Origin of the sequence: Tychonema sp. LEGE 07196 (assembly GCF_963890365.1) — a bacterium.
GTDB lineage: Bacteria > Cyanobacteriota > Cyanobacteriia > Cyanobacteriales > Microcoleaceae > Microcoleus.
Genome location: NZ_CAWPRX010000168.1, coordinates 118,762 through 132,178, shown reverse-complemented (window position 1 = coordinate 132,178; position 13,417 = coordinate 118,762). Strand labels below are relative to the sequence as shown.

At 48.6% G+C, this 13,417-nt stretch carries 20 protein-coding genes; all 20 read right to left on the bottom strand.

All coding sequences use genetic code 11. The features are described from left to right. Window positions 1-8 precede the first annotated feature (8 nt). A complete protein-coding gene (prfA, locus tag AACV78_RS19990; RefSeq protein ID WP_194010364.1) occupies window positions 9-1,103 on the bottom strand; it encodes a peptide chain release factor 1 in 1,095 nt (364 codons plus the stop codon). A gap of 346 nt (window positions 1,104-1,449) precedes the next feature. Further along, entirely contained in the window at window positions 1,450-1,758 is a 309-nt protein-coding gene (gene rpmE / locus AACV78_RS19985) for a 50S ribosomal protein L31 (protein WP_194010363.1), read from the bottom strand. A 204-nt stretch (window positions 1,759-1,962) separates the two neighbouring features. Continuing rightward, window positions 1,963-2,376 carry a 30S ribosomal protein S9 gene (rpsI, locus tag AACV78_RS19980; RefSeq protein WP_006634975.1) on the bottom strand — a complete coding sequence of 138 codons (414 nt, stop codon included), beginning with the start codon at window positions 2,374-2,376 and terminating at the stop codon, window positions 1,963-1,965. Beyond that, the gene (gene rplM / locus AACV78_RS19975) at window positions 2,376-2,831 is read right to left on the bottom strand and encodes a 50S ribosomal protein L13 (protein ID WP_194010362.1); all 456 of its coding nucleotides are present in this window, start codon (window positions 2,829-2,831) and stop codon (window positions 2,376-2,378) included. Before rplM ends, rpsI begins: the two co-directional genes overlap by 1 nt. A gap of 117 nt (window positions 2,832-2,948) precedes the next feature. Beyond that, window positions 2,949-3,791, bottom strand: a complete 843-nt coding sequence (truA, locus tag AACV78_RS19970) for a tRNA pseudouridine(38-40) synthase TruA (RefSeq protein WP_194010361.1) — start codon at window positions 3,789-3,791, stop codon at window positions 2,949-2,951. A gap of 29 nt (window positions 3,792-3,820) precedes the next feature. After that, window positions 3,821-4,171, bottom strand: a complete 351-nt coding sequence (gene rplQ, locus AACV78_RS19965; RefSeq protein ID WP_194010371.1) for a 50S ribosomal protein L17 — start codon at window positions 4,169-4,171, stop codon at window positions 3,821-3,823. A gap of 129 nt (window positions 4,172-4,300) precedes the next feature. Then, on the bottom strand, window positions 4,301-5,245 hold the full coding sequence (locus AACV78_RS19960) for a DNA-directed RNA polymerase subunit alpha (RefSeq protein ID WP_339383740.1): 945 nt from the start codon (window positions 5,243-5,245) through the stop codon (window positions 4,301-4,303). A 177-nt stretch (window positions 5,246-5,422) separates the two neighbouring features. After that, a complete protein-coding gene (gene rpsK / locus AACV78_RS19955; RefSeq protein ID WP_006634980.1) occupies window positions 5,423-5,821 on the bottom strand; it encodes a 30S ribosomal protein S11 in 399 nt (132 codons plus the stop codon). An 84-nt stretch (window positions 5,822-5,905) separates the two neighbouring features. Next, window positions 5,906-6,289 carry a 30S ribosomal protein S13 gene (rpsM, locus tag AACV78_RS19950; RefSeq protein ID WP_194010360.1) on the bottom strand — a complete coding sequence of 128 codons (384 nt, stop codon included), beginning with the start codon at window positions 6,287-6,289 and terminating at the stop codon, window positions 5,906-5,908. Between the two features lie 82 nt (window positions 6,290-6,371). Then, the gene (rpmJ, locus tag AACV78_RS19945; RefSeq protein WP_015178722.1) at window positions 6,372-6,485 is read right to left on the bottom strand and encodes a 50S ribosomal protein L36; all 114 of its coding nucleotides are present in this window, start codon (window positions 6,483-6,485) and stop codon (window positions 6,372-6,374) included. A gap of 363 nt (window positions 6,486-6,848) precedes the next feature. Further along, window positions 6,849-7,073 carry a translation initiation factor IF-1 gene (gene infA, locus AACV78_RS19940; protein WP_006276978.1) on the bottom strand — a complete coding sequence of 75 codons (225 nt, stop codon included), beginning with the start codon at window positions 7,071-7,073 and terminating at the stop codon, window positions 6,849-6,851. Between the two features lie 449 nt (window positions 7,074-7,522). After that, window positions 7,523-8,104, bottom strand: coding sequence for an adenylate kinase (locus AACV78_RS19935; RefSeq protein WP_194010359.1), 582 nt, complete (start codon window positions 8,102-8,104; stop codon window positions 7,523-7,525). Window positions 8,105-8,109: 5 nt separating this feature from the next. Beyond that, window positions 8,110-9,414, bottom strand: a complete 1,305-nt coding sequence (secY, locus tag AACV78_RS19930; protein ID WP_194010358.1) for a preprotein translocase subunit SecY — start codon at window positions 9,412-9,414, stop codon at window positions 8,110-8,112. A 102-nt stretch (window positions 9,415-9,516) separates the two neighbouring features. Beyond that, window positions 9,517-9,963 carry a 50S ribosomal protein L15 gene (gene rplO, locus AACV78_RS19925; RefSeq protein WP_194010357.1) on the bottom strand — a complete coding sequence of 149 codons (447 nt, stop codon included), beginning with the start codon at window positions 9,961-9,963 and terminating at the stop codon, window positions 9,517-9,519. 146 nt (window positions 9,964-10,109) lie between these two features. Then, window positions 10,110-10,658 carry a 30S ribosomal protein S5 gene (rpsE, locus tag AACV78_RS19920; RefSeq protein ID WP_194010356.1) on the bottom strand — a complete coding sequence of 183 codons (549 nt, stop codon included), beginning with the start codon at window positions 10,656-10,658 and terminating at the stop codon, window positions 10,110-10,112. 130 nt (window positions 10,659-10,788) lie between these two features. Further along, window positions 10,789-11,151, bottom strand: a complete 363-nt coding sequence (gene rplR, locus AACV78_RS19915; protein WP_194010355.1) for a 50S ribosomal protein L18 — start codon at window positions 11,149-11,151, stop codon at window positions 10,789-10,791. Window positions 11,152-11,153: 2 nt separating this feature from the next. After that, on the bottom strand, window positions 11,154-11,702 hold the full coding sequence (rplF, locus tag AACV78_RS19910; RefSeq protein ID WP_194010354.1) for a 50S ribosomal protein L6: 549 nt from the start codon (window positions 11,700-11,702) through the stop codon (window positions 11,154-11,156). Between the two features lie 252 nt (window positions 11,703-11,954). Next, window positions 11,955-12,359: a 30S ribosomal protein S8 gene (rpsH, locus tag AACV78_RS19905; protein ID WP_194010353.1), complete on the bottom strand. Its 405-nt coding sequence runs from the start codon at window positions 12,357-12,359 to the stop codon at window positions 11,955-11,957. A gap of 22 nt (window positions 12,360-12,381) precedes the next feature. Then, window positions 12,382-12,927: a 50S ribosomal protein L5 gene (gene rplE / locus AACV78_RS19900; RefSeq protein ID WP_194010352.1), complete on the bottom strand. Its 546-nt coding sequence runs from the start codon at window positions 12,925-12,927 to the stop codon at window positions 12,382-12,384. A gap of 127 nt (window positions 12,928-13,054) precedes the next feature. Beyond that, window positions 13,055-13,417, bottom strand: coding sequence for a 50S ribosomal protein L24 (rplX, locus tag AACV78_RS19895; RefSeq protein ID WP_228041975.1), 363 nt, complete (start codon window positions 13,415-13,417; stop codon window positions 13,055-13,057).

Genomic DNA, 13,417 nt, shown 5'->3' with positions numbered 1-13,417 from the left:
TCACTCCATCAATTAATAGAAGCAGCCAACTCAGCCAAACGTTCCTGCTGATCCTGAGAAATACAAGTCTGAATAATCGCCTCAATATCCCCTTCCAAAACACTATTGAGCGAAAAATTTTCCCCCAAACGGTGGTCGGTAGCCCGATTATCCTTATAGTTGTAGGTGCGAATCTTTTCCGATCGCGAACCAGTACCAACCTGAGCCAAACGCCGCGACTTCACCTCATCCTGCTGTTCCCGCAACTTCATCTCATAAAGCTTAGCCCGCAAAATCTGCATCGCCCGCTCCTTATTCTGCAACTGACTGCGCTCCTCAGTACAGAAAATCCGAATACCCGTCGGCTTGTGAAACAAATCCGCAGCAGTTTCCACCTTGTTCACATTTTGACCGCCAGCACCGCCCGATCGAGCCGTGCTCATCTCAATATCCTTCGGATCGATGTGAATCTCCACATCATCCACCTCCGGCATCACAGCCACCGTCGCCGTTGAAGTGTGAACCCGCCCGCCAGCCTCAGTCACAGGCACCCGCTGCACCCGGTGCACCCCAGCCTCAAACTTCAGTTGGCTGTACACGCTATCGCCGGTAACTTCCAGAATCACCTCTTTAAAGCCGCCCATTTCCGCCAGCGACTCGCTGACCAATTTCACCTGCCAGCCTTGAGTTTGAGCGTAGCGAGTGTAAAGCCGCAGCAAATCCCCCGCCCAAATACTAGCCTCATCTCCGCCAGTACCAGCGCGAATTTCCAGCATAATATTCTTGTCATCGTTCGGATCGCGCGGTAGCAGCAACACCTTCAAACGACTTTCCAAATTTTCCAGCTTCGACTCAAGTTCATCAACTTCCAGTCCAGCCATTTCTTGCATTTCGCGATCGCCCGCAGCTTCCTTGAGCACCTGTCGCGCGCCCACCAAATCTTCCTGAGTCGTTTTCCACAGAGCAAAAGTATCGACCACTTCCTCCAAGGACGATCGAGCTTTTGCCACCCGTTGAAACTCATAATTGTCCCTAGCGACATCCGGGTCAGCCATGCGGCGAGTCAACTCATTAAAAGTTTGCTCTACCGACTTCAATTTATCCAGCAAATAAGATTCAGCCATTGTCAGTTGTCCTCCGTCAATCGATTTTAGATTTTAGATTTTAGATTTTAGATTTTAGATTTGAAGAGCAGTTGGAGTAGAATCGCGATCGAACTTAATTGGATTTAACTCAACCGCCTGCTACGGCAAGTCTTCTATCTAAAACCTCCAATCCGAGAGCGGTTCGATTTGAGATGTTTAAATTTAGATTTTTGATTTTAGAACTCAAGAGCAGTTTGGAGAGAATCTCGATCGAACTAAACTGCCCGCTACGGCAAGTCTTTTATCTAAAATCTCAAATCCTATAGCAGTCAGTTATTTGTAGAAAACACTACTCTTAACCGACTGCGGACAAATGACAATCCAGCTACTTCTTCTTTTTCCCTTTAGCAGCAGCCTTAGCAGCATCTGCTTTCGGGTCTTCCATTTTCAGAGGGCCAGAGGAAGCATCTGCCTGCGGCATTTCTACATCTGTCATGCCATATTTCCGCATAAAGCGTTCCACACGACCTTCAGTATCAATAATCTTCTGAGTGCCAGTATAAAAAGGATGATTCCCCGACCAAACATCAACTTGAAGCTTTGGTCTAGTCGAACCAACCGTCATCACGTGTTCCCCGTTGCAAAAAACCTGAGATTCGGGATACCACTCAGGGTGAATGCCATCTTTCGCCATTTTTTTTACTCTCTAATTTTTGACTTTACAACCATTTTAGCTGTCATCGGACTTACCTACCAACAACAGCAGGAATTTTCCGCAATCGTTTGCTGCGAAAGCGCGAATCAGGAATCAGAAATAGACCTTGAAAAAAAGAAGGATGGAATCTGGATAATTGTTCCTTCTTCCCTCTTCCTTCTTCCTTCTTCCTTCTTTGCTCGATTACCGCTTCGAGTATTGAGGAGCCTTCCGAGCTTTCCGCAAACCGTACTTTTTCCGCTCTTTTGCCCGCGGGTCGCGAGTCAAATAGCCCTCAGTCTTCAGAGGCTTGCGGTTATCCGGGTCTAACTGACAAAGCGCTCTAGCGACACCCAAGCGAATCGAGTCAGCTTGACCGGTCAAACCACCACCTTCGACTTTTACCAAAATGTCATATTCATTTTCCAGACCCAAAGTTTCCAGAGGAGCCTTAGCGAGTGCCAAATAGGTAGGGTTGAATTGCAGGTACAAATCCCCTTCTTTACCGTTGACAGTCAGTATGCCTGTGCCGGGAACCAAACGTACCCGCGCTACTGAACGCTTGCGGCGGCCAGTACCCCAGTAAACGGCGCGGCCGGATGTATCTGTTGCTTGCATTACTCATTTCCTCCCGGAATCGTGTGAACAATTAATTCTTCTGGTTTTTGAGCTTCGTGCGGGTGGTTGGGGCCAGCGTACACCTTTAGCTTAGTAAACAGTTGTCGGCCCAGAGAAGTGTGAGGCAGCATTCCCCGGATAGCTTCTTCGACGATTCTTTCGGGCAAACGTGCTTGCAATTTGGCAAAAGTTTCTGTTTTCATGCCGCCCGGTCTGCCAGAGTGACGGCGGTAGATTTTCTGGGTGCGTTTTTTACCAGTAACAGCGATTTTGTCAGCATTGATGACAATTACAAAGTCGCCGGTATCCATTGAAGGAGTGTAAGTGGGTTTGTGTTTGCCCCGGAGGTATATGGCAACTTCTGTTGCCAGACGGCCCAGGCGCTGGTCGGCAGCATCGACCACGTACCACTTATGCTCTAGGGAGTCTTGAGTAGGGACGTAAGTTTTGTTCATTGTTAGTTGTCAGTTGTTATTTGTTATTTGTTAGTTGTTCATTGTTAGTTGTCAGTTGTTATTTGTTATTTGTTAGTTGTTTCCAATAACTAATAACCAATAACTAATAACCAATAACTAATAACCAATAACTAATTTTGGCTGAGTATCGTACCAAACATCTGGGGGAAAGGGAAATTCTGAATATCCAACCCGCAGCAGGCATAAACCTCGAGCGGGAGCGGCGTATTTTACCATTTCTCGGCGTTCGTTGACCCAGATATCTGTGAAATTGTCGATCGCCCTTTCCCCGCGACCCACCTGCACCAGCAACCCCACCAGCAGCCGCATCATCCCGTACAGAAACCCGCTCGCTTGAACCTCGATATAGATAAGAGGCCCAGAACGATGACACTCTGCTGCTTGTACGTCCACCCAAGAATGGGGGCGGGCAGACCCCGCGCGGTGAAAAGCCGCCAAGTGATGCCGCCCGATTAGCGGTGTCAAAGCTTCCTGAATCAAAGATTCGTCCACAGGCGCGTGGTAGCAGTGCCAAGCATAAGGACGCACAAACAAATTAGGAATCGGGTCTGTATAAAGGGTGTAGCGATAGCGCCGCCAACTGGCTGAGAACCGAGCGTGCCAGGTAGGTTCCACCTTTGCCGAAGCTCGAATTAAAATATCTTTTGCCAGTCGAGAGTTGAGAACGCTTGCCCAGCGGTGAGCCGGAATTGGGCCGCAGGCGTCAAAATGGGCTACTTGAGCAGCCGCATGAACTCCTGCGTCAGTTCTCCCGGCAGCGTGCAGCGTTACCGGACGTTGCAGGACAGTCGATATTGCTGTTTCAATTTCTTCTTGTACTGTACGCTGGTTCGGCTGTCGCTGCCAGCCGTGAAAGTTAGTGCCGATGTATTGGATCACTAAAGCAACGCGCTGTATCGATCGGGCATCTTCGATTGGGGATTTTGGATTGTCAGTCATAAATCAAAAATCTCCAACCCAAAATTTCATTAAACCAGTTCAACGATCGCCATTTCGGAATTGTCTCCTTGACGGGGGACAGTTCGCACTACGCGGGTGTAACCCCCGTTGCGCGAGCCGTACCGTTCTGCGGCGGCCTCAAACAAGGCGTGTACTAACTGTTTGTCGTAGATATAGCCCATAGCTTGGCGGCGAGCGGCCAAGGAGCCTTCTTTTGCCAGGGTAATCATTCTGTCCGCTTCTGGGCGCAGCGCTTTGGCGCGGGCGAGAGTGGTAGTGATTTTACCGTGACGGATTAATTCGGTGGTCAGCGAGCGCAACATGGCGCGGCGCTGGTCAGCCGGTTTGTTTAGTTGGGGGACGCGACAGCGGTGGCGCATGGTAATTGGTAATTGGTAATTGGTAATTGGGCGCGGGGATAGATAGTCTGCGAACTCCGGGGGTGAATTCTGGGTTTTTAAGAACTCACCCACTTAAAATTCGGCACTTTTTTACCCGTTACCCGTTGATTAACTTTTAGCTGATTTTTCCTGCGGCAGGGTAATCCCCAAGCGTTTTTGTAAAGCTTCAATCACTTCTTCTGCGGACTTCTGCCCGAAGTTCTTGATCTCTAGCAAGTCTTCTTGGCTATAATCCAATAAGTCTGCGACTGAGTTGATCTGAGCCCGCTTGAGACAGTTGTAAGCCCGGACTGACAACTGCAATTCTTCGATCGGGATTTGGCTCGTAGGATCGGCCTCACCTGGATACTCTGGTTTGAGAGAATCGTGGGTGATGTCTTTGAGAGGGGCAAACAAATCTACCAGGATGTGGGCAGATTGACTCAGAGCTTCTTGAGGAGTCACGCTGCCATCAGTCCAGATTTCCATAATCAGCCGGTCTTTCTCGGCCGTGCCACCCAACCGAGCATCTTCAACGCTGTAGTTGACTCTGCGAATCGGCATAAAGATGGCATCAATTTGGAGAAAATCCAAAGCCGACCCATCATCGCGACTGCGGTCTACTGCTCGATATCCGATGCCTTTTTCAATTCTGAATTCCATTTCCAGAACTGAACCGGGGGAGAGAGTCGCAATGTACTGCGATTTATCGATCAATTCCACCTCAGAAGGTAAATCGAATCGATCGGCAGTAACTGTGACTGGCCCCTCAATCCGCAACCTGCCGATTTGCGGCTGCTGGGAATGAGTTTTAAGAACCACCTCTTTCATGTTCAGGAGAATTTCCAGAACATCCTCCCGTACCCCTTCGATCGTGGCAAACTCGTGATTGACACCCGCGATGCGGACTGAAGTTACTGCCGTTCCTTCCAAATTTGACAGCAGCACTCGCCGAAGCGCATTCCCAACCGTTGTTCCCTGACCGCGATCTAGGGGTTCTAGAACAAATTTTCCGTACTGACTGCGGTCTTTGTCAGTGTTAGACTCTATACATTCAATTTGAAACTGCGCCACGGAGTGACCTCCCTTTTCCACTTTGGATTTTTGATTTTGGATTTTAGATTGCAGAGCATACCCCTGAACGGATTTCGGATTTTGGACGGACGGGGCAACAGTTGAAACCATTATTAGTTTTTGATTTTAAGCAGTTAACCATTATCCAAAATCTAAAATCTAAAATCTCAAATCGTTTTAGACTCTACGCCGCTTGGGAGGGCGACAGCCGTTGTGAGGAATCGGGGTAACATCTCTAATCAGGGTAATTTCCAGTCCCGCCCCTTGCAGAGCCCGAATAGCAGTTTCTCGACCTGCTCCGGGCCCGCTCACCATTACTTCTATTTGGCGCATTCCTTGGTCGTTGGCCCTGCGGGCTGCACTTTCTGCTGCTGTTTGAGCTGCAAAGGGAGTCCCTTTTTTCGCTCCTTTAAAGCCGCTGGAACCTGCCGATGCCCAGGATATTACTTCCCCGTTGAGGTCGGTAATAGTCACAATCGTATTGTTGAAGGTAGACTGGATGTAGCCTACCCCATTGGGTACATTCCGTTTCTGTTTTTTTGCACCAGATTTCTTGCCTGTTTGTTGTCGCGCCATATTAGTCTCTTTAACGTTTCTCTCAACTAATGTCCCGAAGCGCTAGGAGCCAGCAGCCCCCAGCGTAGTTTTTCCAAAAAGAAGTTACTTCTTGGAAGGTGCCTTTTTCTTGCCCGCCACTGTTCGGCGAACGCCGCGACGGGTTCTGGCGTTGGTACGGGTTCGTTGGCCCCGCACAGGCAGACCCAAACGGTGACGCCTACCCCGGTAAGTCCCGATATCCATCAGGCGCTTGATGTTCATTGACTCCCAGCGCCGGAGGTCTCCTTCGATTTGGTAGGTGCTTTCTACATGAGCCCGCAGAAGTGTCACGTCGGCCTCTGTTAAATCCTTGACGCGAGTGTCAGGATTTACGCCTGTTGCAGCGATTATTTTTTTGGCCCGCGACAGGCCTATTCCGAAAATGTATGTCAGACCTATTTCGACGCGCTTATCGCGTGGAAGGTCTACCCCGGCAATCCGTGCCACACTTTTGTCTCCCTAGTTTTCCTGTTTGGCTACAATGTTGAATGAGGCGGCACTTGCGTGCAGCGCCCAATCTTGCTGTTTTCTAACCTTGGCGCTGTTTGTGTTTTGGGTTAGTGCATATCACCATCACTCGACCGCGACGGCGGATGACGCGACATTTTTCACAAATCTTTTTGACAGATGCTCGAACTTTCATCTTTCTTCCTGCCTGGAGAACCCCGCTCTACCGGAACTCAGCCACGCTGGCCCGTAGAGCGGTGGGAGGAGAGGCTGGGCAAGGTGTAGGCCTCTCCTCGATTAAATTGTATAAAGTACGGGTTGTTTCTTGAAGGAGCCCGCTTGCACCCACTCCCTTTGTTGGGGTCAAATTCGCTTGCACCCAAATTTGGGCGATCGATACTTTTACCGCGTAGCAGTCACTTAGCCCTCTACGCTGGTGGGTTGTTGACGCCCTTCTCGCCAACACTACAAACGTAGCATTATAGCATAAATTTGAAGCTTTTTACCAAGTTCTCTCTAATAAAACTTAAAATTAGTTTTTAGAAAGTTTTATCTAAGCCTATTTTTTCCGAAGGCGATATGTAATTCTGCCTTTGGTCAAGTCGTAGGGAGTTAATTCGACCTTGACGCGATCGCCGGGCAAAATCTTGATGTAGTTGCGACGAATCTTGCCGGAAATGTGAGCTAGCACGTTAAACCCATTATCTAGGTCAACGCGAAACATCGCATTGGGAAGAGATTCCGTCACTGTCCCTTCCATTTCAATTAAATCTTGCTTAGACAATTTGGTATTTACCTCAATTTTACATTTGATTAACTAGGAGTATCCCGGTATTGGCTTCAAAACCTATTTACCAACTAAGAATCTGCCGATTTTAGATTTTAGATGCTTCGACTTCGCAAGCGAACAAGTTTTAGATTTTAGATTGACTCCACAGAGGCATCAAATGAGCAGAAACTGCGGTCTAAAATCAGGGTTTGCGACGATGATTGTCGGTGGCTTGTATCCGTTTTGGGCGGGTCTAAGGCGAACGGGGCAATAATTCGGGCGACTCGATCGAATGCTTGACTCTAATTAACTTCTTGCTTCAGCTTTACTTGAGTAAAGTTGTGGCAAGTATAATCGAGTTCAATCCTGTTTCTAACAACCCTCACAAAACCCGATCGCACACAAAGCTCCTAGTTAACATATCTTAGCAAAATTTGGTGAGTAACAAGCTCTATTGAGAGGGTTCAAGAGTCGCCAGAGAGGGCTTGTTGCAGTTCAGCAGTGACTAATCCCATATCGCGATCGCCATCAACCGCAACTAACTGTTCGCGAGCGCTGTAAAACTCAATCAAAGGCTCAGTTTGTTCGCGATAAACTTGCAACCGGCGGCGGATCGTCTCCTCATTGTCATCCTGGCGACCGCGTGACAATAGGCGAGTCACCAAAACATTATCAGGTACGTCCAAATTGACAGCTCTGATATCGCAGTCCTTACCAGACGTACTTCCCTCTACACCTACATCACAGAGCAGTTTGTCAAAAAACGCTGCCTGTGCCACAGTGCGGGGAAAGCCGTCGAGAATCCAGCCTGCACTTGCATCTGGTTGATTCATGCGTTCTTGGACGATATCCATCAATAACTGGTCGGGAACCAACTCACCAGCATCCATGTAGGCTTTCGCCTGTAGGCCCAAGGCTGTTTTCGCCACCACGCAGGCGCGCAGAATGTCACCAGTAGAAATGTGCGGTATTTTCCAGAGAGCGGCTAATATTTGAGCCTGAGTTCCCTTACCTGCCCCTGGAGGCCCCATAAAAATCAGTTGCATTGCGATTACTTCACCATTCCTTCATATCGTTGGGAGATGACGTAAGTTTGAATTTGCTTAGCAGTTTCGATCGCGACACCCACTAGAATTAGCAGGGAAGTTGCACCAAAACCTCTAAAAGTTTGCACGCCGATCGCACTTTCTACAGCCGTTGGTACAATAGCCACCAGACCGAGAAATATCGCGCCCAAGAAAGTCAAACGGTTCAAAACCTTCTCCACATAATCGCTCGTTTTCTGACCGGGACGAATGCCAGGAATACTAGCGCCCATTTTCTTCAAGTTCTGAGACATATCTACAGGGTTGACAATCAACGAAGCGTAGAAATAGCTGAAGAACAGAATCAAAGTCAGATAAAACAGTGCGTAAGCCCAAGGCGCAGGCCCGTTAGGACTCAAAACATTAGCAACTTGAACCAAAAATGGGTTATTCAGAGACTGAGCGAGGAAAGAAGGCACAATCAACACCGAAGATGCAAAAATAATCGGCATCACTCCGCCTTGATTCAAGCGCAGGGGCAGATAGCTGCGACTCTCCCGATAAACCTTGCGTCCGACTTGGCGGCGGGCAGAAATAATCGGAATACGGCGAGTACCTTCCTGAACAAACACAATCCCGACAATAGTCACCAAAAATACCAGCAGCAGAACCACTACGCGACCCACAATCGCGTTATCGCCACTTTGGGCCAACTCAAAAGTTTGTCCCAAAGAGCGCGGCAAAACCGACACAATGTTGATAAATATCAGCAACGACGCTCCGTTCCCGATGCCTCGTTCCGTCACCAATTCCGATATCCACATGACAAACATCGACCCTGCAGTTAGAGCCAAAGCAGTTTGTGCTATGAATAAGGGCGCTGGAGCTTGAGCAAAAGGGCTGACCCAAATCGCAATGCCAATGCTTTGCAGAATTGCCCAGCCCAAAGAAACGTAGCGAGTAATTTGAGATATCTTGCGCCGCCCCGCTTCTCCTTCATTTTTCTGCAAATCTTCTAAACTTGGCAGAGCCGCGGTTAGAAGTTGCACGATAATTGAAGCATTGATGTAGGGCAAAATCCCCAGCGCAAAAATCCCCAAAGCTGACAGGCCGCCTCCTGAAAACAAGTCCAGAAAGCCAATTAAAGGGCTATTTTGGACGTTTTGGGCAAAGGCAGCTCGATCGATGCCGGGGACTGGCAAGTGGACACCCAGACGCACTAAAATCAATAAGCCAAGGGTTACGAGGATGCGGCCCCGCAAACCAGCAGCTTGAGCCATCTGCATGAATGTCTCTTGTGCAGTTGGCGCTTTCTCTCTACTAACGTCCATAGTTACGATTTGGGATTTTAGATTTGGGATTTTCGACTAAATCATTTTCTGATAGCAAGCTTGAGGATTTGAGATTTGGACTTCTTCTCAAACCTCAAATCTTCAGGCAATTAATTCGCAATTTCCGCCTGCGGCTTCAATTTTGGTGCGAGCACCTGCGGTAAAAGCCTTGGCGCGCACTTGCAGGGGCACATTTAGTTCGCCATCTCCTAAGATTTTCAGCGGGCCATTGTCAGCGGTGACAATTTTTGCTTGGAGCAAAGAGGTGAGAGTAACTTCTGTGTTTGCTGGCAGCGATGCTAATTTACTTACATTAATGGTAGTGTACTCTTTGCGGTTCACGATCGGGAAGCTTTTGAGCTTGGGCAGGCGGCGGTAGAGAGGATTTTGGCCGCCTTCAAAACCCGGTCTAGTGCCGCTACCGGCTCTAGATTTTTGACCGCGCATCCCTTTACCGGAGCTCGCGCCTTGACCGGCAGAAATACCTCTGCCTAAGCGTCGCGGGCGCTTTTGGGAGCCTGCTTTGGGTCGGGCGTCTTGCAATCTCATAGTTTTAGTAATTGGTAATTGGTAATTGGTATTTAGAGAGCCGGCGCGCAGTAGTTTTGAGTGCGTGAGTTTTGAGTTGCAGATTTTTTTGATTCTCAACGCCAGCACTTAACACTCAAAACTGACAGTTTGCCATTCCCTATGCCCTAACCGTAGAGGTTTTCTACTGGAATTCCGCGTTCTTGAGCAACTTCGGACAAGGTGCGGAGGGTGGAGAGGGCGTTGACTGCTGCTCTGGCGTTGTTTAACGGGTTTCCGGAACCTAGCTGTTTGGCTAAGATGTTGCGGACTCCTGCTAGTTCGAGAACTGTTCGCACCGCTCCCCCTGCAATTACGCCTGTTCCGGCTGCGGCCGGACGCATCATGACTTTGGCTCCGCCGCCGTCACCGTTGATGGGGTGAGGGATGGAGTTGGCTTTGGTGAGGGGGACTTCAATGAGGTGTTTTTTACCGTCAGCGACACCTTTTTTAACGGCACCGATTACGTCGCTAGCTTTGCCGACTCCCACTCCAACTTGACCGCGTTCGTTGCCGATAATGACTATGGCGCGGAAGCTGAGTTTTTTACCGCCTTTGACTACTTTAGTAACGCGGCGAATCTGAACAACCCGTTCTTGCCATTCGGATTCTTTTTCGCGTCCTTTGTTGTTGCTGCTGCTTTTTTTCTTGGTGCGCTGTTCTTTTTGTTCTGCCATAGTTTTGTTGTTTGGGGAATTAAGGATTAGTAACTGGTAGTCTGCAATGAGGAATTAACCATTAGGAATTAAGAATTTTATTGCTTCTTTCTTCCTTCTTCCGACTTCACGCTTGACTTCTTCCTTCTTCCTAAAAGTCTAACCCGGCTTCGCGAGCTGCTTCTGCGAGGGCTTTAACGCGACCGTGGTAGAGGTTGCCCCCGCGATCGAATACAACTTTGGCTATACCGGCGCTGGAACAGCGTTTGGCAATCAACTGACCTACTTTGCTGCTGGCGCTGCAGTTGTTTCCCGAAGTGAGTTCGGTTTTCAATTCGGGATCTAGGGTTGACGCGGCTACCAAAGTGTGCTGGGCGGTGTCGTCGATTACTTGGGCGTAGATGTGCTGGTCCGATCGAAATACCGCTAATCTGGGACGCTCGGCGGTGCCGAACACCTTGCGCCGTACGCGGCGGTGTCTGCGGTGGACTGATTCTTTGCGAGTAAGCTTCATGTTTACTTCTTACCTGTTTTGCCTGTTTTACCAGCTTTGCGCCGGATGACTTCGCCGCTGTAGCGAATGCCTTTACCTTTGTAGACTTCAGGCGGACGTACAGCGCGGATGCGGGCTGCTGTGTTACCTACGAGTTCTTTGTCAATGCCGGAGACAATGACGTTGGTGTTGCCTTCAACTGCCATTGTGATGCCTTCTGGAGGGGGCATTTCAACTGGCTTGCTGTAACCGACGTTTAAAATCAGGTTCCGTCCTTGAACCTGTGCCCGATAACCTGTGCCGACAATTTCCAGACGGCGCTGAAAACCTTCTGATACACCTTCGACCATGTTGGCGACTAGGGTGCGGCACAAGCCGTGCAGTTGTCTGGCGACGCGAGATTCGTCTCGGCGGGTAACGAGTAAAGTCTCGCCTTCGAGTCCCATGAGGATTTCTGCTGGTATCACTCTGGAAAGTTCACCTTTTGGGCCTTTGACGGCTACTTTTTGGCCGTCTAGGGTGATGGTGACTTTAGTGGGAATGCTAATCGGACGCTTGCCAATTCGCGACATATTTTTTGTCCTTTGTTTTTAGTGATTAGTGCTTGATTGTTAGTCTTTAGTTATTAGTCTTTGAGCGATCGATTCTGGAGTTTGTTGCCAATAATCGGCGACTAATGACCCGCAAGAAACGGGTACTGTGCCCCGATACTTTTGAGTTGATGCTCCCAAAATGTTAGATTTTTGTTGAAACTCTCAGATTCACTGCGCTGGAGCGTCAATCTAAAATCTAAAATCTAAAATCTAAAATCGACTGACTAATGACTACCAAACATAACAAAGCACTTCTCCGCCCAAACCTTGGCGTCGGGCTTCTCTATCGGTCATAATGCCGCTGGAGGTGGAGATAATGGCGATGCCAATTCCGCCTAATACTCGGGGCAATTCTTTACGGTTCGAGTAAACGCGAAGTCCTGGTTTGCTGACTCGCTTAAGTGCGGTGATAATGGGCTTGCGAGTTTTACCTTTGTACTTTAGAGAAAGCACTATAGTTCGCTTGACCCCTTCTGGTTCTGCTTCTTCAAATTCGCTGATAAAGCCTTCATTTTTGAGGACTTGGGCGATGCTACGGGTCATTTTTGTAGCTGGAATTTGTGTTGTCTGGTGGCGCGCCATGCAAGAATTGCGAATGCGCGTCAACATATCTGCTATGGTATCGTTAGCTGCCATCTTTTGCTTCTTACTCTAGTGCTTAGTTGTCCCGGAACGGCATTCCCATTTCTTTAAGCAAAGCGCGTCCTTCTTCGTCGGTTTTTGCTGTGGTGATAATTGAAATGTCCATGCCTCGAATTTGATCGATGCTGTCATATTCTATTTCTGGAAAGATGAGCTGTTCTCTCAGACCCAAGCTGTAGTTGCCGCGACCATCGAAGCTTTTGGGGCTGATGCCGCGGAAGTCGCGGATGCGGGGTAGTGCGAGGTTGATCAGCCGATCGAGAAAATCATACATCCGATCGGCGCGTAGCGTCACCATCACGCCGACTGGTACTCCTTTGCGGATTTTGAAGCCTGCGATCGCTTTTTTCGCCCGCGTCACCACTGGTTTTTGTCCGGTGATAATGCCAATTTCGTTGATGGATGAATCTAGTGCCTTAGCATTTTGAGATGCTTCTCCCAAACCGCGGTTCACGGTGACTTTGACGAGTTTGGGAACCTGATGGATATTAGTATATTTAAACTGATCCATCAGTTTGGGAACGATTTTTCCTTGATAAAGAACTTTGAGTTTGTCCGGCATAGTTTTTGTGTTTCGTTAACTGTCCCTGGGCTTGGTCAGGGAATTGTTCTTTGTCAGTTGTTAGTTGTCAGTTGTCAGTTGTCTTTTAAGGACTAAGGACTAAGGACTAAGGACTAAGGACTGATGACTAATTATCGAGGATTTCTCCGGTTTTTTTGAGTTGTCGCAGTTTGCGGCCGTCTTCACTAAATGTATAGCAGACGCGGCTGGCGATTTTCTCTTTTTCGGAATAGTGCATGACATTTGAGCTGTGAATGGGAGCCTCAAAGGTGACTATTTTCCCGGATTCTCCCTCTTGCTGGGGCTTGACGTGCTTGGTTCGGATATTTACGCCTTTAACAATTACTTTGCTGACTTTGGGATATGTCTTGAGGATTTCTCCGACTTTTCCTTTTTCTTTGCCAGTAATTATTTGCACGGTGTCGCCTGCTTTGACGTGCATTCTGTAGCGCTGCGGTTCGCTAGTTGCTTTACCCTTTTTTCCGTACAT

Bases quoted from the DNA above. Each gene is read 5' to 3' on its own strand.
- secY (WP_194010358.1), bottom strand. From the start codon at position 9,414: ATGGACGTTAGTAGAGAGAAAGCGCCAACTGCACAAGAGACATTCATG.
- rplE (WP_194010352.1), bottom strand. From the start codon at position 12,927: ATGCCGGACAAACTCAAAGTTCTTTATCAAGGAAAAATCGTTCCCAAA.
- truA (WP_194010361.1), bottom strand. From the start codon at position 3,791: ATGACTGACAATCCAAAATCCCCAATCGAAGATGCCCGATCGATACAG.
- rplX (WP_228041975.1), bottom strand. From the start codon at position 13,417: ATGTACGGAAAAAAGGGTAAAGCAACTAGCGAACCGCAGCGCTACAGA.
- rplR (WP_194010355.1), bottom strand. From the start codon at position 11,151: ATGAAGCTTACTCGCAAAGAATCAGTCCACCGCAGACACCGCCGCGTA.
- rpsH (WP_194010353.1), bottom strand. From the start codon at position 12,359: ATGGCAGCTAACGATACCATAGCAGATATGTTGACGCGCATTCGCAAT.
- rplF (WP_194010354.1), bottom strand. From the start codon at position 11,702: ATGTCGCGAATTGGCAAGCGTCCGATTAGCATTCCCACTAAAGTCACC.
- prfA (WP_194010364.1), bottom strand. From the start codon at position 1,103: ATGGCTGAATCTTATTTGCTGGATAAATTGAAGTCGGTAGAGCAAACT.
- rpsI (WP_006634975.1), bottom strand. From the start codon at position 2,376: ATGCAAGCAACAGATACATCCGGCCGCGCCGTTTACTGGGGTACTGGC.
- rplM (WP_194010362.1), bottom strand. From the start codon at position 2,831: ATGAACAAAACTTACGTCCCTACTCAAGACTCCCTAGAGCATAAGTGG.
- AACV78_RS19935 (WP_194010359.1), bottom strand. From the start codon at position 8,104: ATGCAACTGATTTTTATGGGGCCTCCAGGGGCAGGTAAGGGAACTCAG.
- rplO (WP_194010357.1), bottom strand. From the start codon at position 9,963: ATGAGATTGCAAGACGCCCGACCCAAAGCAGGCTCCCAAAAGCGCCCG.
- rplQ (WP_194010371.1), bottom strand. From the start codon at position 4,171: ATGCGCCACCGCTGTCGCGTCCCCCAACTAAACAAACCGGCTGACCAG.
- rpmJ (WP_015178722.1), bottom strand. From the start codon at position 6,485: ATGAAAGTTCGAGCATCTGTCAAAAAGATTTGTGAAAAATGTCGCGTC.
- rpmE (WP_194010363.1), bottom strand. From the start codon at position 1,758: ATGGCGAAAGATGGCATTCACCCTGAGTGGTATCCCGAATCTCAGGTT.
- rpsK (WP_006634980.1), bottom strand. From the start codon at position 5,821: ATGGCGCGACAACAAACAGGCAAGAAATCTGGTGCAAAAAAACAGAAA.
- rpsE (WP_194010356.1), bottom strand. From the start codon at position 10,658: ATGGCAGAACAAAAAGAACAGCGCACCAAGAAAAAAAGCAGCAGCAAC.